General features: G+C 59.4%; 15 protein-coding genes and 1 pseudogene. 11 read left to right on the top strand and 5 right to left on the bottom strand.

Annotation, left to right across the window (positions count from 1 at the left end):
• Positions 1–22 precede the first annotated feature (22 nt).
• The 3 genes from NKH78_RS31635 to NKH78_RS31625 all read left to right on the top strand — a co-directional run bounded on the left by NKH78_RS31635 (position 23) and on the right by NKH78_RS31625 (position 1,468).
• Complete coding sequence (locus NKH78_RS31635) at positions 23–733, top strand: acyl-homoserine-lactone synthase (RefSeq protein ID WP_352885070.1); 711 nt, start codon at positions 23–25, stop codon at positions 731–733.
• Positions 684–1,196, top strand: a complete 513-nt coding sequence (locus NKH78_RS31630) for a transcriptional regulator domain-containing protein (protein WP_352885069.1) — start codon at positions 684–686, stop codon at positions 1,194–1,196. The genes NKH78_RS31635 and NKH78_RS31630 overlap by 50 nt, the downstream gene beginning before the upstream one ends.
• A 77-nt stretch (positions 1,197–1,273) precedes the next feature.
• Positions 1,274–1,468 (top strand): DNA -binding domain-containing protein, encoded by a 195-nt coding sequence (locus NKH78_RS31625; protein ID WP_352885068.1) that lies wholly within the window; start codon positions 1,274–1,276, stop codon positions 1,466–1,468.
• 135 nt (positions 1,469–1,603) lie between these two features.
• On the opposite strand, the gene NKH78_RS31620 is transcribed toward NKH78_RS31625, so the two are convergent.
• Together NKH78_RS31620 and NKH78_RS32770 are read right to left on the bottom strand one after the other, a co-directional pair.
• Complete coding sequence (locus NKH78_RS31620; protein WP_352885067.1) at positions 1,604–2,284, bottom strand: OmpW/AlkL family protein; 681 nt, start codon at positions 2,282–2,284, stop codon at positions 1,604–1,606.
• Positions 2,285–2,487: 203 nt separating this feature from the next.
• Positions 2,488–3,011, bottom strand: a pseudogene (locus tag NKH78_RS32770) (hypothetical protein); the annotation flags it as partial.
• A 1,051-nt stretch (positions 3,012–4,062) separates the two neighbouring features.
• Here NKH78_RS32770 and NKH78_RS31615 point away from each other — a divergent pair.
• From NKH78_RS31615 to NKH78_RS31600, 4 genes are all read left to right on the top strand, one after another.
• Positions 4,063–4,326 carry a hypothetical protein gene (locus NKH78_RS31615; protein WP_352885066.1) on the top strand — a complete coding sequence of 88 codons (264 nt, stop codon included), beginning with the start codon at positions 4,063–4,065 and terminating at the stop codon, positions 4,324–4,326.
• A 278-nt stretch (positions 4,327–4,604) separates the two neighbouring features.
• Positions 4,605–5,867, top strand: a complete 1,263-nt coding sequence (locus NKH78_RS31610) for a lysine N(6)-hydroxylase/L-ornithine N(5)-oxygenase family protein (protein WP_352885065.1) — start codon at positions 4,605–4,607, stop codon at positions 5,865–5,867.
• 506 nt (positions 5,868–6,373) lie between these two features.
• Positions 6,374–7,153 carry a phytanoyl-CoA dioxygenase family protein gene (locus tag NKH78_RS31605; RefSeq protein WP_352621179.1) on the top strand — a complete coding sequence of 260 codons (780 nt, stop codon included), beginning with the start codon at positions 6,374–6,376 and terminating at the stop codon, positions 7,151–7,153.
• Positions 7,154–7,491: 338 nt separating this feature from the next.
• Entirely contained in the window at positions 7,492–9,495 is a 2,004-nt protein-coding gene (locus NKH78_RS31600; RefSeq protein ID WP_352885064.1) for a class I tRNA ligase family protein, read from the top strand.
• A gap of 829 nt (positions 9,496–10,324) precedes the next feature.
• On the opposite strand, the gene NKH78_RS31595 is transcribed toward NKH78_RS31600, so the two are convergent.
• Both NKH78_RS31595 and NKH78_RS31590 read right to left on the bottom strand, forming a co-directional pair.
• Positions 10,325–11,782: an NAD-dependent succinate-semialdehyde dehydrogenase gene (locus tag NKH78_RS31595; RefSeq protein ID WP_352885077.1), complete on the bottom strand. Its 1,458-nt coding sequence runs from the start codon at positions 11,780–11,782 to the stop codon at positions 10,325–10,327.
• A 509-nt stretch (positions 11,783–12,291) separates the two neighbouring features.
• Positions 12,292–13,713 carry a M16 family metallopeptidase gene (locus NKH78_RS31590; protein WP_352885063.1) on the bottom strand — a complete coding sequence of 474 codons (1,422 nt, stop codon included), beginning with the start codon at positions 13,711–13,713 and terminating at the stop codon, positions 12,292–12,294.
• 964 nt (positions 13,714–14,677) lie between these two features.
• Here NKH78_RS31590 and NKH78_RS31585 point away from each other — a divergent pair.
• Positions 14,678–14,974, top strand: coding sequence for a hypothetical protein (locus NKH78_RS31585; protein WP_352885062.1), 297 nt, complete (start codon positions 14,678–14,680; stop codon positions 14,972–14,974).
• A gap of 290 nt (positions 14,975–15,264) precedes the next feature.
• Entirely contained in the window at positions 15,265–15,477 is a 213-nt protein-coding gene (locus tag NKH78_RS31580) for a cold-shock protein (RefSeq protein ID WP_023679670.1), read from the top strand.
• 219 nt (positions 15,478–15,696) lie between these two features.
• Here the strand turns inward: NKH78_RS31580 and NKH78_RS31575 are convergent, their stop codons facing one another.
• The gene (locus tag NKH78_RS31575) at positions 15,697–16,167 is read right to left on the bottom strand and encodes a Ros/MucR family transcriptional regulator (protein WP_023679671.1); all 471 of its coding nucleotides are present in this window, start codon (positions 16,165–16,167) and stop codon (positions 15,697–15,699) included.
• Between the two features lie 559 nt (positions 16,168–16,726).
• Here NKH78_RS31575 and NKH78_RS31570 point away from each other — a divergent pair.
• On the top strand, positions 16,727–16,891 hold the full coding sequence (locus tag NKH78_RS31570; protein WP_352885061.1) for a DUF982 domain-containing protein: 165 nt from the start codon (positions 16,727–16,729) through the stop codon (positions 16,889–16,891).
• A gap of 951 nt (positions 16,892–17,842) precedes the next feature.
• Entirely contained in the window at positions 17,843–18,898 is a 1,056-nt protein-coding gene (locus NKH78_RS31565) for a cytochrome-c peroxidase (protein WP_352885075.1), read from the top strand.
• Positions 18,899–20,153: the final 1,255 nt, after the last annotated feature.

The following is a 20,153-nucleotide window of genomic DNA, read 5'->3' as shown; positions in this document are numbered from 1 at the left end:
TTCCCGCTATTGGAGGCCTTTGATGATCCAGCTTATTGCGCCTGAGTGCTACGACGACTTTGCTGACGGACTGCATGCAATGCATCGGCTTCGATTTCGCGTCTTCAAGGAACGCCTAGGCTGGGACGTGCAGGATAATGGCGGCTATGAAATCGATTCCTTTGACGCGCTCAGACCGCACTACCTGTTGTTGCGCGGTTTCGAGGGCCGGGTGGAGGGTTGCGTTCGCCTTCTGCCCTCAGCGGGCCTGACTATGATTCGCGACACCTTTCCGATGCTGTTGGAAGGAAGGGCTGCACCTGAGGATCCGAGCGTGTGGGAAAGCAGCCGTTTTGCGCTCGACATAGTTTCATCTGCGCAAAAGGGAGCGGGCGGTATCGCTCTCGGCACATACGAGCTCTTCGCCGGCATGATCGAGTTCGGCCTCTCACGCCGGCTCAGCCACGTCGTCACGGTCACCGACTTGCGCATGGAGCGCATTCTTCGTCGCGCCGGCTGGCCCCTCGAGCGGATCGGCAACCCGCACACGATCGGCGCGACACGCGCACTGGCGGGCTACCTCGAAGTGTCGAAAGCGACACTCCAGGCGGTGCGACAAAACAGCGGTATCGACAGTCCCGGTGCTATGGGCGCCGGTGCTTCGCCGGGTGGCGTGAATGTGACGTCCGGCAGGAGAGCACAGCATGTCCACGTCTCTTGCGACGGACGCCGATCTGCCCGAACGTGGGAATGATAGGTCATACGACTATGCCGCTCAGCTGACGCTGCGTGGCTGGGCCTGGGAGTTTTTGCGACGCAATCCGGTATTCCAGCATGATGTGCTTGCTGCGCGCCGGCAGGCCAACAGTTTGCCGCATGGAACCACCGTCGAGGTGATCGCGTCGGCCGGCAACCTGTCGCGCTGGGGTGTTTACGGGCGCAGTGCGCCTGTATTTTGGTGTCCCCGCCGGTGCCCAAGGGTGTTGCCTGTCATTGCGGAACGGCGATTTGCATCGTCGATGATATCGTCGTTCGAGCTGGCGGCATTGCCATGTCATGCTGCAGTCCTGCTGATGCCCGACAAGAGCCAGGAGGTTCTTCTTCGCGATGCGGAGCGCAGCCTCCAGCTTGCTGTTTCGGGAGCGGATGTCCTGCATCCTGTTTACCTGCGCACGAGGCGATCTGGCCGGCAGCACTTTCGAAGCATCGTCTGTTAACGCTGGAGTGCCTCAATGCCCTTTGTGCTTACGGAAAACTGCCCGCCCTTGTTTCCGCCGGAAAGACGCGGGCCCGATTGAACTTCGTCCTCCGCGCTCTCGATGGCGCGCTTGCCGGAGCATCACATCGCGAAATCGCCGAAGCGCTGATCGGCCGAGCGCGCGTCCGGTCCGACTGGAACGATCCTCAATCACCTGCGCGATCGTATCCGCCGCGCCGCCTCACGTGGCCGTGCGCTCATGAACGGCGAATATCTGAATTCCTTCTTTGAAGAGCATGAGATCCGGGCTGTGCGTCACCCCCCAATGATCCGGGTCGACCGCCCGTGCAGCGCCGGCATGGAAAGGGCGCCCGAGGCGCCCTTCATTTCGGATCGGCTCTCAGCAGGCCGCCTTCGCGTTGCGTATCAGAAGCGGTAGGTGACACCTGCGCCTATCAACCACGGATCGAGCGCAGCCTTCCCCGTCAGCTTCGCGCCGTCGACCCTGACGTCGAAGTCTGGCGTGAGGAAAAGCTTCTTCACGTCGAAGTTGACGCCCCAGTGCCGATCCACCATGTAGTCGAACCCGACCTGCAGCGCGGTGCCGAACGTGTTCTTAACCTTGAGAGCGTCGGCGCTGCCGACATCCTGGCTATAGAATATCGTGTAGTTCACGCCGGCGCCGACATAGGGCTTGAAAGCGCCGAAGTTGGTAAAATGATACTGCAAAGTGAGCGTAGGCGGCAGCAGCCAAACCTTGCCGATATTGCCCAGCCCGCCGATCGTTCCTTGGCCCTCGATGTTTGCATAGGTGGTGCCGAGTATGAGCTCGGCGGCGATGTTGTCCGTGAAGAAATAGGAGATATCGAGTTCCGGCGTCACCGTTTTCGAATATGAAAGATCGGAGCCGGGCACTGCATTGACGTAGCCCGAGTCCTCAGTGACTACCCCCAACGCACGCAGGCGGATCTGCCAAGGGCTTGGCGCTTCCGTGACCGAGGCTCCTGCCTGCGGGACGCTCGCGGCTTGCGCAAGGTCCGCCGCGACGGCCTGCTGTTCCACCACCATGAGCATGACGGCCGCTGTTACTCGCCGCGCCACGCCCATTCGCTTTCTCGCCATGATATTCTCTCCTTGCTCTTCAGAAATGATGCACTGAACTACGAAAAGTCTTGCTTGAATTGCGTGAGATCGGCGGAGCGCTCATGCGCAGTTTGCGTGGGACCGCGCACACATTATTCGCGCCGTGCTCGCAATGATCGACCTGTACTCATTATTCAAACGTTGCTCTTTGTGTGGGTCCCGCCTACCTATCGAACGCTATCGGCTTGCCAACCGATCGCACTGCGAACGAAATTGGTGCCCAAGGCAATGAATGCGGCCCGCTCCCGATTGTTCTTGCCGTAGCAGTGCCCGCCCGCGCTGGGCTCGTAGAAGTAATCGGGATAACCAAAGGCCTGCAGCTTTGTGGCCGTCTTACGCGCGTGGCCCGGGTGGACGCGGTCGTCCAAGCTTCGTGGTGGCGAGCAGGATCGGCGGATAGGCGGCAAGGGTGGTCCCGGCGCCACAGTGCTCGCGGATTTCCGGCATCTTGCCAGAAATTGTAGAGGTACGGGCCGCGGCGGGTGATCAAGGGAGTCTTGTCAGGACGGTCGAAGATCGCTGTCAGGGCGCCACGGTTTCGATCGAACTGCGTTACGCCGAAGTGCCCCAGGGTTCTGGCCGACTGGCTGGCGGCCCAGGCAAGTGGCCGTTCGCCTTCAACATTTTCTAGCCAAAGATAGGGGTCATCGTCGGGAGCGTTCAGCGTTGGGCGGAAATCGAATGCGGTCATGTCCGGCTAACCCGAAGAGTGATGTCGCCTGGAAAACAGGCGCAAAGTCTTCCGCCGGCCCCGGAAAGCTCAGTTTTCGCGGCTGCGACCGCATGTTCGGCGAGCTTGATCATGGCTTGATTTCTCCTCAGTCCTTGCCGCAGCGCGTTTGCGGATAGCCTTGCACGTGTCGTGCCAAACGAGAAAATCATTTCACAACAATGACATGGCTCTGCTTGCGGTGTGTCTCATGTCCGACATAGTCGAAGATCCGACAACGAATGCAGCCGCGTGACCGCCTGATACAACCTCCTGTGCGAGCTCGGTGGGCACTGCGGAATAAGCAGTGAAGCTCACCGCGGAACTGGCCGAGCTTCGGATCGACATCGGCGACGGGGCGATCGACGACCACGACGTCGCCGGTGTCGGGCGCGGCACAGTCTGAGGACTCTGCGGCGGCGATCATCGAATAACTGCGTTTACGATGGCTCACCCTGGCCCACGGGTCGGCGCGCAAAAGACTGCTTTGCGGCCTCATCCCTTTGCCTGGATTGAGTCGCAGGGACCGAATGGCGCATCTGCTTTTGGAACCGGCAGAGTGGTAGAACGCAATTGTCTTCCGGCAGTCTTTACAGAGATTCGACAATCCAGTTGGTTAAGGTCCCATATCGCGCAAATCATTGATGCGCTTAGGTCTGAGCATGCGCCCATCACATCTCATCAAGAGCATCGATCCGACACCGACATAGAGAATTGCTTCTCCATTTAGAGAGGCCTCGCGGCGGACATGAGATTGCGTCACTCTTCATGATCGCGGCCTCCGAGGATGTCGGGATCGAGCCAGTGCAACGGCACGATAGGGCGAAGGATCTGGCAGCTCTTGCAACTGCCGACCTCGATGGACAAGGCATATCGCGATCTGTCCGGCAGAGACACAGGGTTCTCTGTCCGTTCATGAAGACTGTGCTGGTCTCCATAAGAGAAGTATTCTGGTACAGAAGGTGCCCGATTAGCTATTCGGAAAAAGGCGACATCGACGTGCAAATCGAGCGCCGCCGTGAGGCGTCCCTCAATGTCGGATTTCCGACAGGATCGCAAATCCGCCAGCCCATTGTTAAATAAAGTTTTCCTTCTCTGGCACGGCCCATGCATGGGGTTCTGCGAACGCATCAGCGAGACCTCCTCCATGATCATGCGCACCGAAAATGCCGTCGCCGCAGTGAAAACCGCGCTCTCGCCTGCCATCAAGCCGCCGAAAGGCCGGCGCGCCATGGTTGAGGCGGGCGATTGCGCCGGCTTCAAACACCTGAATGGGCTTGGAAAGCGTCTCGCGTGATGGCGACGCGGGCGTCCAGACGGGCGGAAAGGACATACGTCGTTGCCCCACGCAGCCGGTATGTCACCGCGCTGGAATGCTCCGGTCTACATTCGACAACCCGAACGCGCAGGCCAATTCTCGCAAATCCGGTCGGCACCGGGGCTCGAAAACGCCCGCGAGGGGGAGCCCAATCCCTGTGGCCGATATTCGCCGCGAACAAGCCGCTTAGTGGGAAGACTCTATAGGAGGAAGCAGTGGAGTTATCTTGCGTTGGGGTCGGTGCTGGGCCGTCTAATTTGAGCCTTGCGTGTCAGATACACGAGCAAGTTGGGCAAGGGGCACTGTTCCTGGATCGGCAGGTCGACTTCCGCTGGCATCCAGGCATCGCATTCGATTCCTCGGAGCTCCAGGTCAGCCACTTCAAGGATCTGGTCACACTGGTGAATCCGCGATCAGCCTACACTTTCGTAAACTTCCTGCACGAGAACGGGCGTTTGTACCACTTCCTGAACGCACAGTTCGAGGCTGTGTTCAGAGCTGAGTTTGAGCAGTACCTGAACTGGGCCTTCCACAGGAACCCACTTGTCCATCGCGGCGAGACCGTGCACGAAATCCGCTTTGACGGCGCATTTCGGGTGCGGACCGATAACGCGGTTCTCGGCGCCAGAAACGTCGTTATTGGCATTGGCAAGCAGGCGCAAATCCCGCCTCAGTTTCAGGGCTGGACTGGACGCAACCTGTTCCACTCGTCTGTTTTGCTGCATATCCATCCTGAGGTGCGGAGAAAGCATGTCTGCGTGGTTGGCGGAGGCCAGTCGGGAGCCGAGGTGATATTGCACCTTGTCGGCCTGCCGAAAGAACGGCGGCCTGCCTCGATCACTTGGGTTTCGCAGCGTGAGAACTACCTCCCTCTCGACAACAGCCCGTTCACAAACGAGTTGTTCATGCCCTGCTTTTCGGATCGTTTCGCGGCGATGAGCGAGTCGCAGCGCAAGCTGCTCCTGCGGCGTTTCGTGCTTGCCTCGGACGGCATTTCGGAAAGCACGTTGCGCGCGATCTATCAGGCGCTGTACCGCCACGCATTTTTCGAGCCAAACCGATGCGACATCACACTGCGGCCGGGCTGCACCGTCTCGCACTGCATCAACGCCGGCGCGGGTCACAGGCTGACCCTGCAGCACGGCATGGTCGAGGTCGAAGAAGTCACGGCTGACATCGTCATCCTGGCCACCGGTTACGAGAACGCGGTGCCAGACTTCTTGGAACCCATCGCGCACCGGCTGGAGCAGATCGACAATGAATTAGCTATTCGCGAGGATTTTTCGGTGAGCTGGGACGGACCGCGTGACAGACGCATCTTCGTACAAAACGCGAGCCTCGGGCAGCGCGGCGTGGCCGATCCGAACCTAAGCCTGCTGGCCTGGCGCGCGCGCCGCATCCTCGATAGCCTTCTTGGGCGCGCGCCATGCGCGAACCCCGAGCATCCTGGCTTCATCAGCCATACCTCGATCGAGAGCTGGCCCGCCCCCGCAGCCGAAGAAATGGGCAGCGGGATATGACTCGTAGACTTTTGATCATCGGCGGTGGCATCCTAGGAATGATGTCCGACTCCGCTGCGGCGAAGGCCGGAGGCTTCTCCGAAATCATCGTGACCGAACAAGCCCTTGGACCAAGCGGCGCATCGCATTATTCTGGGGGCGTGCATTTCCCCTACGGTTGTCAAGACCGTACCAGGTCGCTCACTCGAAAGAGCGCCGTGGTCTTGGCGGCCATGGCTGGGTCGGCGGTCAGCGGATGGTGCCGGCCTTTAGCGATGCGTGTCGTGGCTGGACCGGGTGAAGCGATTGATCCGGCCCAGTTTACCGAACCCCTGGACCCGGCTGAGCCTGACATAGGCAGTCTCGCGCCGAGCTTCTGCGGACAATATCCGCCGGAGCGGAACGCACTTAGCATCGCCGTCCCACATGACGTGAGTCCGTCTCCGTGGACCCGCAACTTGACCAGCGCCCGACTGCCCTAATTGGGATGTCCGACCAACCAGTCTTTCCAACAGGAGGCTTTTCGCATGTTGACTGATGCACAAAGAGAAAAGTGGCAGAAAGACGGATACGTCAGGCTCGAAAGGTTCTTCGCTCCTGCGGCTCAGGAAGATATCTCTACTTTTGTCGAAGATATGTCACGCTGGGATGTCAGCGATGATAAATGGCTCATGTGGTTCGAGAAGACTACGGACAATCGAAAGATCATCTCCAAGATCGAGAATTTTCTAGACTTCCATGATCCATTGCGTCGTTTACTCTTAGAAGATCAGCGCATAAAGTCAGCGGTCGAGGATTTGCTTGGCGAAGATTCGCGCAGGCTCAAGGAGTTGCTGATTTTCCACTACCCCGACAGCGGCGGCTATCTCCCGCATCAGGACATTTATCACATTCCACACAAACTCCCCGACCGGATGGTCCATGCGGTGGTTGCCATAGGCATCGACGACTCCGACCCGGAAAACGGCGGGCTTTTCTTCAGCCCCGGCAACCACAAGAAAGGGGTGTTTCCCATGGATGCCGGTGGGGTGATCGATCCTCAAGTCGCCGAAATGTTCTCCTGGGAACCCGTAGTATGGAAGGCTGGCGACATCTTCATCTTCGATGATTACGCACCGCACTACTCACGACCGAACAAAAGCAATCGTTCGCGGCGGACACTCTACTTGGTGTTCCAGCGTGCTTCAACCGGTGGACCGACCCGCGCTGAATATAACGTGCTTAAGCGCGCCCTTAACCCGCCCGAGGGCAAAGTGGCCGATCTCGACAAACTCAAGCCCCCAAATGGCATTTTCTATCGCGATTGAGCTCACGCAGCCAAGCGGAGGCATGCACACGAAACTGATCGACCGCTCAAAAATGCGCGGAGAATATGGCGTTCTGATTTGCGGGCTCGCGGAGCATCGACCGCAGCCCGTTACGACGCTTCGGCACGTGGATTGTGGAGGTGGTCGCAGGGCGGTCTTCTATGACGCCTACAGCCCGACTGGCGCCCCCCTCGTCGCCCGCCTGGCGGCCCAGAGCCGCATTATTCTGGCCGGGGCCGCCAAGGGGTTGGGCTGCCGCTTCTCTGCGCAACTTGCACAAGAGGCTGTTGCGTTGGCAGCCGAAGGTCCCACTGCTTGAACAGCTTAGGTTCATTGTCATGCGCAAATACACGTTTTCTCGAACGGAGCTGTCGCGGGCGTTCGGTATCGACACGGCCACGCTTGGAACGGGCAGCGTTCGCACGGGGTTTTCATTCGGAAAGGTTGGACCCGGCGTCACATCCGAGCCCCATCGGCACGACGAAATCGAGGCCTTCGTGGTCCTGTCTGGCGCGGGCAAGGTCAGGACCGACCTTGGGGAAATCTCGGTCGAGGCGGGCGATGTCGTTCTGTTCCACCCTTTTGAAGCGCATGTGCTGCGCAACGACGGAAACGAAGACCTAGATTTCGTCGATGTCTACTGGCGAGACGGCGAGGCCGCCCTTGATGCCGCTGCAAAGACCACGGCTCCACGCGGGCCGATCTTCGTCTTCTCCACGCCTCCAACGCCAAATGGCGATCTGCATCTGGGGCATCTTTCTGGCCCCTATTTCGGCGCCGACATCTATACTCGTTTCCTGCGCATGAAAGGAGTCGAAGCATATCACCTCACTGGAAGCGATGACAACCAGAGCTACGTCACGACACGCGCCGATGCCGATCAATCGACGCCTGCAAACGTGGCGCGCTACTACGCCGACGAGATTCGCGCCACGCTTGCACTTCTCGATTGTGACGTCCACAGCTTCCAACCCACAATGGGCGATGACGGTTACGGCGAGTTTCAAGCCGCGTGTTTCCGCAGTCTTCTGAGCAGCACGGCGGTAGATCTGCGCCAGAGCCCTGCGCTTTTCGATGCTGTAACAGGCCACTATCTTTACGAGCCGGATGTTAGCGGCCTTTGCCCCGATTGCGGCGGCTCCGCCGGTGGCAACATCTGCGAGGAATGCGGCGCCCCAAACCTTTGCCACGACTTGGGCGCAGCCCGGTCACGGCAGTCTGCCGAGGCGCCGCTGGTCGGCTCCGTCCGCCGCCCAGAACTTGCCTTGGACCGATGCTACGACAATATCGACCGGCATCTAAGGGCGTCGGGCGTCCCGCTACGGATCTTGGATCTCTTCGCGCGCCTACGCCGACGTGGCAACTTTTCAGTGCCCATTACCCACCCCTCGGACTGGGGCCTGCCGGCCGAAGGGTTCCCGGGGCAAGTGATCTGGGTCTGGCCGGAAATGGCCTTCGGTTTTCTTTATAACATTCAGGCGCTCGGCCGCTTGCTGGGTCGCGACTGGAAGGCGGAGATGCCCGGCAACGACTGGCAGATTGTCCATTTCTTCGGCTTCGACAATTCGTTCTACCACGCGCTACTCTACCCCGCTCTTTACGCCGAGGTCTTCTCCCACTGGACGCCACGCATCCACTATCACGTCAACGAGTTCTACCTGCTCGACGGCAAGAAGTTCTCAACCAGCTGCCGCCATGCGGTCTGGGGCAAGGAGGTTCTGAGCCCAAAGACAGTCGACGTCGTGCGCCTCCATTTGGGCCTGACACGCCCGGAAGGTGAGCGGACGGATTTCACGCTGGAGGCGCTGCGCCGCACCGAGAACGAGGTGTTCCAAGGGATTTGGCTGAACTGGCTTGATGCGTTGAACCAGGAAATCAAGCAGGATTTTGCCGGCCGTGTACCCGATGCAGGCGACTGGAGCCCGGTCGACCGCGCCTTCTTTGCTCGTATAGAGATCTATCGCGCGGCGATGGAGCGCGCCTATTCGGACGAAGGCTTCTCGGTCCGGCGCGCGGCCGCTCAGGTCTGCGATTTCGTGCGCGATTGCGTGATCTACCGTCAGGCGCAAGACTATCCGGCGCCGCGACGTCTCTATCCCGCCCGCATCCGGACTTCGCTCGCCCTTCAGACGACGGCTGCTGCGATCCTGGCACAGACACTCGCCCCGCTGATGCCTCGATTCGCCAGAACGCTGGCGCGAGGCATCGATGGCGTCTCAACCGAAACATGGCCCCGGTCCGTCCAGCGCCTTGCGCCCGGGACGCGCTTTGATCTCGGACCCGTGTTGGTGTTCTACGCCAAATCCGGCAATCCTCATCTCGATGAGGAGGAAGCACTATGAGCCCAAAGAGGTGCACCAGTGAGCTATCCCAATCTCGACCAGATCTGCGCGGCAATCAAAGCCGATGATGCCAAATATCTTTACTCGCTGTCACTGGCGACCGAAGCCGCTATCAGACGGTAGAGACCAGATTGGCGGACCTGAACCAACGCATCGTCGGCACCCTGGCCCGCGCCTTCGAGGACCGCTCGGCCGATCGCTTCCCAGCCCTTGCTGTTTCGTGCCGCAAATGCCGTGTGGGCTCGACTGCGCTGACCAACCTCTTCGGCATCGCGGGATTTCCGTCCTCCAGCCGGTCAAGACTGTCATGCGGTTCGAGGCGCTTGGTCAACCTGGCGCGCCCTGGATCGTGCTCCGATCACCGGAAATGTCGAATGCGAATGCCTGCCTGATGGTATCTTCGATTCTGTCCGAGCCTGTACCGGCGCGGCAGTCGGCCGAAGAACAACTGAGCTACTGACAATCGAAAGGTAGCAGGTTCAAAATTCTGCCCAGAAACCGGATATTGCGCACAAACCGGCGTTCACGATCGCGATGGTGCACAAGCTTCCAACCAGACCCGCGCAACGACAGCCCGTCGCCTGAAGTCGGCGAGGGCCGCCAAATCGCTGGCAAGCGTATCCTCCGTCACATGCACGCCGTCTTCGCCGAAAATGCAGACGCTTGTCTCGTCGAGAGATAAGTCCAGCCAGGGTGCTCCTTCAGGATTGCGTGTTTGCTCGGGTAAGGAGCCGCCCCTCAGTTCCCAATCGAGGAGCGATCCTACAATTCACATATTTGGAGATCGCTCGCTAGGTTACCCGGTCTGTGAACCCTGCAAGCCGAAAATTCAGATGCCGCCCATGCAGAGATATTTCATTTCGAGGTAGTCCTCGAGGCCATGGCGGGATCCCTCCCGCCCGATGCCGGACTGTTTTATCCCACCGAACGGCGCCGCTTCTGAAGACATCCGGCCGGTATTTACCCCGACCATTCCATATTCCAAGGCCTCGGCCACACGCCAGACACGCTTCAGGTTGGAGGCATAAAAGTAGGCCGCGAGGCCGTAGATCGTGTCGTTGGCCTCACGCACGACCTGATCCGCATCTTTGAAGCGAATAATCGGTGCCAGCGGCCCGAATGTCTCTTCTTGCGCGACGGTCATCTCGCTGGAGACACCGGTCAGGACTGTCGGTTGGAAAAACGTGCCATTCGTGCCGATGCGTTTGCCCCCGCATCGAATTGCGCCGCCTTTGGCGACGGCATCGGCAATATGGGATTCGATCTTGGCCAATGCGTGCTTGTCGATGAGCGGTCCGATGTCCACTCCGGGAGCGAAACCATCACCAACTTGAAGTTGGCGAGCCCGTTGCACGAATTTCTCGACGAACTCGTCGTGAACGCCCGACTGGACGTAAAGGCGGTTCGCCGAAACGCAGGTCTGGCCGGCATTGCGGAACTTCGCCTGGACCGCACCGTCGACCGCGGCATCGATATCGGCATCATCGAAGACGATGAAAGGTGCATTGCCGCCGAGCTCAAGGCTGACTTTTTTGATCTGGTCCGAGCACTGGCGCATGAGAAGGCGCCCGATCTCAGTCGACCCGGTGAAGCTGATCTTGCGGACCTTGGGATTGGTACAAAGTTCGCGGCCGACCGCGTCACCTTCGGACGCATAGATCAGGTTGACGACGCCTTCGGGAAAGCCAGCCTGATAGGCGAGGGCGAACATTGCTCCCGCCACGAGCGGCGTCTGTTCAGCGGGCTTGAGGACAATCGTGCAGCCCGCCGCCAAGGCTGGCGAGATTTTGCGCGCCACCATCGAGGCCGGGAAATTCCATGGCGTTATCGTGCCAACAACTCCGATGGGCTGCTTGATTACCAGCATTCGGCGGTCCATCGATGGTGCGGAGATCGTCTCGCCATAGACGCGATTGGCCTCCTCGGCGTACCATTGCAGATACGCCGCAGCATGCGATATCTCCGACTTGGCTTCGGCAAGCGGCTTGCCCATCTCCGCGGTGAGAATCGCGGCGAGATCGTCGGCGTGGTCGATGATCAACTGATGCCATCGCCATAGAACGTCGCTGCGCTCACGTGCGGTCAGCCCTGCCCATCCAGGCTGCGCGACATAGGCCTTGTCGATCGCAGCGCATGTCTCCTCGACACCCATGTCGGGTAGTTCTGCCAGCACTTCGCCAGTCGACGGGTTGAGTACCTCGAATGTCCGCTCGCTAATCCGCGTGCCAAGTGCCGGCAGGCGATCAATGGGTCCAAACAGGTCGGGGGATCTCAGGTGACGGATCATCGGCAGGCACAGGGGCAATACCGGATTCCTCCTCAACGCAGCAGGTATATATAGCAGGTGCGGTGTGTACTCCGCGACGTCCGGGTTCCTTATAGGGCCTCGGCCAGACAGCTGATAGACCACGGTACCCGACTGGAAAGGGAGAATACCTGAATACGCTAGAAGATGCCTCGCGGTTCTACTACTCGAACGATTGAACAACGGACATCGGCTTCGCCAGCCGCGCGGAGTGGATGCTGGTGGCCTCCGCCTACAATCTGCGGACCACGAATCGGCGACTCTATCCACTCGAAGAGAGGCTGGCCTGAGGAGGAGCGCACCCCAATAATGACGCCTGAACCGGCAAATGCCTGGCAAGGCCCGCGAAAACCGCTCCTCGCGGCTTTAAACAGATCCCGTTTACCCGGCGAGCGCCCGCAAGATGAGAAAGAGGATGGAGAGGAACAGGGTGGCGAAGGCGCGCCGAGGGAAGACCGGCCGGCGCATTTGCATGGGGATGGAGCTCATCATCAATTCCCCGCCTGTTGCTGCGGCAAAAGATAGCCTGTCGTCGAATGGTCGAGCACCAGATAACGCGCGGCGACCGCCTTGACCTCGTCGGTGGTGACCTTGCGGACGCGGTCCGGCCTCTCGAGCACGTCCTTCACACTGCCACCGGTGGTGAGCGTCTTGCCATAAATGTTGGCGATGTAGTCCAGCTCGTCGTGCGCAAAAATCACCGAGCGGATATAGCGGTCTTTGGCCTTGTCCAGCTCGTCGCTGGTGACGCCATCCTTGGCGATCCGGGCGACTTCGGCAACGGCCGCCGCTTCGAGATCGACGAGCTTTGCATCGCCGCGCGGCGAGCCGGAGATGGTGAAATTGGTGTCGTCTAGCATGGTGCCCTGAAAGGAGGCGCCGGCCGCCGAGGCTATGCCTTGTTTGACGACAAGCTCCTGATATAGCCGGCTGCTGTTACCGCCGCCGAGGATCTCGACCAGCAGGTCGAGCGCCTCGGCCTCGCCGGGCTCTGCCGTATGATAGGACGGCACCACCCATTGAGTGGAAAAGCTCGGCACCGAAACGCGCGCATCGGTCAGCGTCACTGTGCGCCTGGTGTTCTGCTCCGGCTCGACCGGACGGTTGCGCGGGGGCAGGTCCGGCCCGCGCACAACCTTGCCATAGGTCTTCTCGGCCAGCGCCTTCACCGTCTCAGGCTCTACGTCGCCGGCCACCACCAGCACGGCGTTGTTCGGTCGGTAGTATTTGTTGTAGATGGTGAATGCGTCGGTGCCGTTCAGCTTCTCCATCTCCTGCATCCAGCCGATGACCGGAATGCGGTAGGGCTGGCTCTGCCGCAACGTCGCGTTGACCTCCTCGTCCAGCAGAGCATGCGGGTTCGTCTCTCTGTGCCAACGGCGCTCCTCCAGGATCACGTCGCGCTCGGTCTTGATATCATCGTCGTTGAGGATGAGGTTGAACATGCGATCGGCCTCGAAGCCCATCATTTCACCCAACGCCGAGGGCGCCACCGTCTCGAGGAAGGTGGTGTAGTCATAGGCGGTGAAGGCGTTATTGTAGCCGCCGATGGCTGAGACGGCTCGGTCGAACTCGCCGGCGGCGTGGTTGGTCGTCGCCTTGAACATCAGATGCTTGAGGAAATGGGCAAGGCCGGATTTGCCGGGTGGCTCGTCGGCGCTGCCGATCTTGTACCAGACCATATGAGTGACGATCGGCGCGCGGTGATCGGGGATTACGACCACTTCCATGCCGTTGTCGAGCAGGAAATCCGTTACCTTGCCGCCGTCGGTGGCGGCCAGAGCCGGAGCGGTCGTCACCAGGGCCAGCGCGGTGGCAATGAACGCCCTGCGCACCCAGGGGGACGATCGATGGCTGCGGTTGTGGTGGCTGGTCGAAAGGCAAGGTTCGAGGCAAAGTGATTTGTTCCTCATTTTGATGAAGGCGCTGCGTCCCCGTCTCCCCGCGTGGGAGGATCGGCGGGCAGCGCCGAGCCAGATGAATAAGCTCTTCATGGGGCCAAGCCTTACTCGAGCGTCATCTTTGGATGGACCCAGGAGACCTGCGGCGGTATTTCTTGGTGAGGTGATCATGGGACGGATTCTCCTTGGTCCGAGACGCCTTGCGGATGACCAAGCATGCACCGTGCCACATCAGAAAACCTTTCGAGGCAGTGGACAAGTCGGGCTCTGCCATGTTGCGCATCCGACATTGTCGGACATCGGACAGGGCCGAACGCGACGCGCGCGGCTGGATATCTTCTTCGTTCGGAAGACGATGGGCGCGCTGCCGGGAGGGGCATAGGATGCGCTTCGAAGGCCGCTGCACTGACGGTGAGAATGGAGATGTTGGTCGCCCCAGCGGAACCCTCTCCTCGACAGCCAGACCGGGTCGATGCTGAACGGCAGAGGCGCGAGGAGCGTAGCGAACTCGAGCGCGGAGCCTGCTCGCGCGCGCAGACGGATCTGATCAAAGATCGGCGAGTTGGGCGATATCCGCGGGGCGCTGGAAAACGAAGATCGTAGGACTCGGGCGGGAAAGAAGGATGCGGTGGCGCGCTTCTGGCGTAATGCGCCTGCCGCGAGGCCGTCGAGCCTGATGAGTTGCTGCGGGAAAGGGGAGTGTTTGCGCGGGACCTTGGTCAAACGTAAGCAACAACCGTCGAGCTCGCCGTGGATGGGGGCATGCAGGCACGTTTGTCGCTGGAGGACAGCAGCACGGAAGCTGTCCGCGCTTGCCGTCGTCGCTGGGTACCAAACAGGAGAAGTTGGCGGTCGCGATCGAATTCATCTGCGTAAATACCGCCTGGCTGTGCTCGGTTTGCCGGCGAACAGATTGCCTTCTTTGCGGCTGCAAACGCATCCCTGGCGGCGTGGTCCCTAAGGTCAAGAGCATCGGGTGAGTAACAGCCTGATCCTGCTCAATCTGATGCGCGCCAACCGCCTCGCCGGACTGTGGAACCGCTCGCGGGTAGCTTCTACCACAAACAGCAAGGTCATGAAATCAAGTAGGAAGTCGTCGATCGCTTGGGCGATTGTTTCTGACTTGCCCTTGAACTGGTCCAGCAAAACGCGCGCGTTATCGATCGCTTCCACGCTGGTGGCATCGATCAACCCCTCGACCCTCTTGAAACAATCCAATTCGAAACTCCTTCAAGCGCTTGGCAAGCCGTTATGCACGAAGGTAGCTCCGTGAACTACCCGGCCTTTGACCTGGCGGCACGAGCAGCGGTCGGCCTTACGTCCCGTGCCTCCAAGCACCGGCCGTAGACGTGGGGCTGAGGAGCGTTGGAAGGATCGGGCGCTTCCGGCCATGCTCGAGCGGTAGTGTAGGACAGTGCTTGCTGGCGACTTCGGCCAAAATGGAGTGCGCCAGCTGATCGGGGTTTAACAATTTTTCGCTTTTTGCTGCGCCCAAGTCTCGGCTATGAGTCGGGCAGGCCTGATGGCCTGCCCACGTTGCAATTGTTAAGGAGGAACACGTATATGCCGACTGGAACGGTAAAGTGGTTCAACAGCACCAAGGGGTTTGGATTTATCCAGCCCGACAATGGCGGTCCGGATGTTTTCGTCCACATTTCCGCTGTCGAACGCGCGGGCCTCTCGACCCTCGCTGACGGCCAGAAGATCAACTATGAGATCGAGCAGGATCGCCGCACCGGCAAATCCTCCGCTGGCAGCCTCAGCAAAGCTGGTTGAAATTTTCTCCTGCGTCCTGGCAAGAGTGGGCGCGTAGGTCCGGAGGTCCTCACGGCCGCTCGATAGGAGCGAGCAAAACTGAGGGCAGCAGATTGCTGCAGGCGTCGCGAATTCCTCATGACACTAAAAAAGGAAGGCGGGGTTGGCCCCGCCTTTTTATATGACGCGCAGATTAAGCCGATGGCTGCAACGCTCCAGAACGAATCTCGATTGCCGAAATCAAGCCGCGACCTTCTTGCGGGTTCGCTTCGTCGGCGCCGGCTCCGGCGCTTCCGGCGCTTTCGGTTTGCGGCCGAGCCCCATTGTCTTGGCCAATGACGAGCGCGCCGCGGCGTAGTTCGGCGCGACCATGGGATAATCCGCCGGTAGGCCCCATTTGGCCCGATATCCATCCGGCGTCAGCCCATAGTGGGTCGACAGATGGCGCTTTAGCGATTTGAATTTCTTCCCGTCTTCAAGGGAGATGATGTAGTCCGGTGTCACCGACTTCCTGATCGGGACTGCAGGCGTAAGGGCAACCGGCTCTTTTGCAGAGACACCTTCCGCCGTCCCTTTCAGAGCCGCGTGCACTTGGCCGATGAGGGCAGGGAGATCCCCCACCGGGATCGGATTGTTGGAGACATAGGCTGAGACGACATCGGCCGTGAGCTCGATGAGGGTGTCGATGTTTTTTTCGGCTTCTTCTGTCATGAAACTCTCCAGGCGGCGTGAAACACAGTCGGCGAAGCGTCGCTTCATAGTGGCGGTCGCCGCTGAAAGCAACCAAGGTCTCGACAGGATTATTGCGATGCTCGTCCAGCAGCGAGATCTATAGCGCGGTATCGCGCCGTCATGACCGTTGATGCGTTCCGTTGTTGGCGACCTGCCGCGGTGCTTGCGCATTTTCAGGCGCGTCTCGGCCGTAAGCTTTGCGCCAGACGACCAGTAATCTCGAAACGAAGCGGGCTGTTTCTGTTCGCCATCCTCTCTTTGGCTGTGAAGTCGGTGGCAGAGCAGTGGCCGCTTCCTGGTGGCGCGTGGAGGAACTATCAAGCGTTGATTCGCAATGGTCGAAACGATGTAGATTCATCCGGTGAGCCGCTCTCGCAGCAGGATGTTAGGGATTGGCCCGCTGGTAAACCGAGGACATCACGCCGCTGCTTTGCTATTGAACCGCTATCGCTGTGACAACACATTCCGCAATGGTGGGCGGGTGTAGAGGAGGCGCCTGTTCACGCAAACTAGCGGTTCAGCAGGTCGGGAGGAACGAATGAGCTCAGGGACTTTCAGCAGCCCACTTTTCGTAAGGCGGGCAGCGCACATCGTGCAAGAGATTGCCCGTCCTGCGGATGCTATCGATTTTCTCAACGAATGGCCAGAAGATCGCAGAGACCGGATCCAAGAAGCCGCCCTCAGGGCGTGCTTTGATGCATAGAACGGACGAAAACCTGCGAGCGCAGCGCGCAAGACTCTTTTCCGCTTTGCGAAACAGGTCGTCTATTGGAAGATGCAACCTCCGCGATGCAATGGCTCGCTGCCTGCATGTCGGGCAGTGGAAAAGCGCAAATATAGGCGTCGCAGTCGTATGTGAGGCTGGAGCGGGTACGCCGACGAGGGTATTGTATCGAGATTTCGCCGGCATCTGAAGCGTACTATAGCGAACAAACAATATTTTGCGCCCTATGGCGATGTTAATCATCTTGTTGTATTTTAAGTCAGCTTATCGCGACAGGACTGCTACGCTTCCGATGTGAAAATCACTGCGTGGGACTTGGTTCTCTCAAATTCATGATGGTAAATTGCCGTGTAGTTATTGCAAAGCAGTTGTCCCATTGAAGCAAGATGATAGCGAAGCCAAAATTGTGCTCCATCGTCTGCCAATATTCGCTCGATGGACGCTATAGGCCTCACAAGCCAATCAAAACAGCTACTCGGGCGCCCTTTGAAATTCGTCTAATTTCGCTCACCCCAAACGGCCCTCCACAGTCGAAAATAAGATTGTCCCGCAAAGGGTGCTACAAGACGCGATCGCGGATCGTTTGGGCCAACGTCGATCTGGCGAAGGCACGCCGGAAATCGAGCAGGAGCTGCAGCGGAACAGATAACCGGCCCCGAACCGAAATCTGAGACAGTGGCGGACCCGATTTCTTCATGGTAGAAGGCGCAGAGAGAACCGGAGCACGGCTCCGGCGCCGCCGCTTGCCGAGCAGCGATCCTCCGCCTCCCAAAATCCAATCGAGAAGAGCGTTCAATTCCGGGACGGTCCAAGCTCTGCCGCAAAACAGGTGTCAGACCACCCCGTCCTCTCCCGCAACTGATCTAGCGCAGGGCGTTCATGAGCCGCATATCCCAGAGTGGCTGCGTGCACGACGCAGCGAGATCATTTATGAAAATCCTATTCAGTACGATGGCTGTCCCCTTGCTGACAGCCACCGCTTTTGCTGCGGATTCGATCCCCGCAGACCTCAGAGAAACGGCACTGGCCACTTTCAAGGCTTTGCCACCCACCACGCGGGCAGTCGCCAATAACCCGATCACCCCGGAGAAGATCGCTCTCGGCAAGGCACTGTTCTTCGATCCACGCGTCTCGGCGTCAGGCGTCTTGTCGTGCAACTCGTGCCACAACTTGGCCACCGGCGGCGACGACAATCATGAAACCTCGATCGGCCATGGTTGGCAGAAGGGACAGCGCAACGCGCCGACTGTACTGAACGCTGTCTTCAACATCGCCCAGTTCTGGGATGGTCGTGCCGCAGACCTGAAGGCTCAGGCGAAGGGACCGGTCCAAGCCGGCATCGAAATGGCCAATACACCGGGCCAAGTCATCGCCACGCTCAAGTCGATGCCGCAATATGTCGAGTGGTTCGATGCAGCTTTTCCGGCTGAAGCCGATCGGGTCACCTTCGACAACTTCGCCAAGGCAATCGAAGCCTTCGAGGCGACACTGGTCACGCCGGCCCCCTTCGACAGCTTCCTGAATGGTGATAAGCTTGCCATGACTTCCGAACAGAAACAGGGCCTGGCGCTTTTCATGGACAAAGGCTGCTCGTCCTGCCATGCCGGCATCAACGTTGGTGGGGAAGCCTATTACCCATTCGGCCTCGTGGAACAGCCCAGCGCCGAGGTCCTGCCGGAAAAAGACAAAGGCCGATTTGCGGTCACCAATGCAGCCGAGGATTCCTATGTTTTCCGCGTGGCGCCGCTGCGCAACGTTGCACTCACCGCGCCATACTTTCATTCGGGCAAGGTTTGGGATCTGAAACAGGCCGTTGCCATCATGGGAACCACCCAGCTTGGCGTGGTACTGGCGGACGAAGAAGTCGACCTACTTGTTGCCTTCCTCAACTCGCTGACCGGAAAGGCACCCGAGGTCGCCTATCCCATCTTACCCGCCGAAACAGCGACAACACCCCGGCCTATAACGCAGATCTTAGGAAAGTAAACGGCCAGCTGACTGCGGAACATCGCAATTGACAATGATTGCGACTTTTACTGGACGAGACGAGTCGCGACGTCCATGAGAACGCAAATGGCTCGTTTCCAAAGTGCAGACACTGCTTCCGTCACCAGCTCGTTGCGATGGAATCATGTTTGGGATCTGGCGTGCGACATGCCAAGGAAGGCGTCTGACGCATGAGGCTCGCGCGCTGTCGATACCGCGCGGCGGCCGGCCATCGCGCTGGCGGCCGAATTGCCGCGCGCCGAAGTGATCGGCCCCCTTAGGGCGAAGGGGCAGCCACTCCGTCCTCTATGTCCAGCGATTCTTCGACTGCTTCCGGATTCCGGGCGATGGTCCAAAGGAGAGTATTCGCCGCTGCATCCGGTTTCGAGCGACCTTGCTCCCAGTTTCGAAGCGTTGCCAGATCGAGGCCATACCTCACGGAGAATGCCTCCTGAGAGAGCTTCGTGCGATCCCGGACTTCGCGAACACTTATCGGCCGCGGCGCATGAACCTTCGCGATCACGCCTGCGGACGACAGTTCATTCTTCAGTGCCAATAGGTCGTCGACGCAAGGAACCGTCACGAACGCCTTGCACGACCATCTCCGTGAGTATCGCGTGGGCCGTCCTGAGCGGCAGCTGTCTCTTAACGAGAATCCGGGCGGCCTCAGGAGTATTCGCGCCGTGAAGAAAACTGAGGCTCAGTCGGACGGGAGAGCCTGACGACACCGGGACGACGTCCCGGGTTCGCACCGTTGTCCGTACCGCTCCATGAATTTCGATGTAGTCGACATTAAGCTTCTCCGCGATCACTCGACCGAGCTTGCGCAATTTGGACCATCCCCACTAAGGCATCGCGATAAAAGTACGCCAAACAACGCTAAGGGAGAACAAGCAGTGATCTGATTTCATTCGACGCTCGTTTTCGAGAGCCGTTCTGGGTCGTTCGCAATCAACTGTGTAGGCCAGCGGAGCGAGCAAGGAGCGCCAGATCCGGACAGGGCTGAGTGGGGTGTTTCTCCGAAAGATGGGGCCATGCCCTAAGGAACACGAGATGTAGTGGACTCGTCGATTCGCGCGGTTTCGATTCGCGCACCCGGGCACAACGCTTGGATAAGTCCCATCAAATGCTCTCCGGTGGCCGTCATCTGTTTAGCTGACATTGGGCCGAGGGCTTCCAGCACGAGCCACATGGCGCGGGTATCGACCGTGACCCATGGTGCGCCGCCCCTGCCGCCAGTTCCAGCGGCGGCACG

This window comes from Mesorhizobium sp. M0910, from assembly GCF_040319465.1.
Classification (GTDB): domain Bacteria; phylum Pseudomonadota; class Alphaproteobacteria; order Rhizobiales; family Rhizobiaceae; genus Mesorhizobium.
The sequence above is the reverse complement of the archived record's forward strand: the minus strand, read 5'-3'. Positions and strand labels throughout refer to the sequence as shown.

Coding starts and splice junctions, on each gene's coding strand:
- NKH78_RS31635 (WP_352885070.1), top strand. CDS start 23: ATGATCCAGCTTATTGCGCCTGAGTGCTACGACGACTTTGCTGACGGA.
- NKH78_RS31630 (WP_352885069.1), top strand. CDS start 684: ATGTCCACGTCTCTTGCGACGGACGCCGATCTGCCCGAACGTGGGAAT.
- NKH78_RS31620 (WP_352885067.1), bottom strand. CDS start 2,284: ATGGGCGTGGCGCGGCGAGTAACAGCGGCCGTCATGCTCATGGTGGTG.
- NKH78_RS31615 (WP_352885066.1), top strand. CDS start 4,063: ATGTCGGATTTCCGACAGGATCGCAAATCCGCCAGCCCATTGTTAAAT.
- NKH78_RS31605 (WP_352621179.1), top strand. CDS start 6,374: ATGTTGACTGATGCACAAAGAGAAAAGTGGCAGAAAGACGGATACGTC.
- NKH78_RS31600 (WP_352885064.1), top strand. CDS start 7,492: ATGCGCAAATACACGTTTTCTCGAACGGAGCTGTCGCGGGCGTTCGGT.
- NKH78_RS31595 (WP_352885077.1), bottom strand. CDS start 11,782: ATGATCCGTCACCTGAGATCCCCCGACCTGTTTGGACCCATTGATCGC.
- NKH78_RS31590 (WP_352885063.1), bottom strand. CDS start 13,713: ATGAGGAACAAATCACTTTGCCTCGAACCTTGCCTTTCGACCAGCCAC.
- NKH78_RS31580 (WP_023679670.1), top strand. CDS start 15,265: ATGCCGACTGGAACGGTAAAGTGGTTCAACAGCACCAAGGGGTTTGGA.
- NKH78_RS31575 (WP_023679671.1), bottom strand. CDS start 16,167: ATGACAGAAGAAGCCGAAAAAAACATCGACACCCTCATCGAGCTCACG.
- NKH78_RS31570 (WP_352885061.1), top strand. CDS start 16,727: ATGAGCTCAGGGACTTTCAGCAGCCCACTTTTCGTAAGGCGGGCAGCG.
- NKH78_RS31565 (WP_352885075.1), top strand. CDS start 17,843: ATGAAAATCCTATTCAGTACGATGGCTGTCCCCTTGCTGACAGCCACC.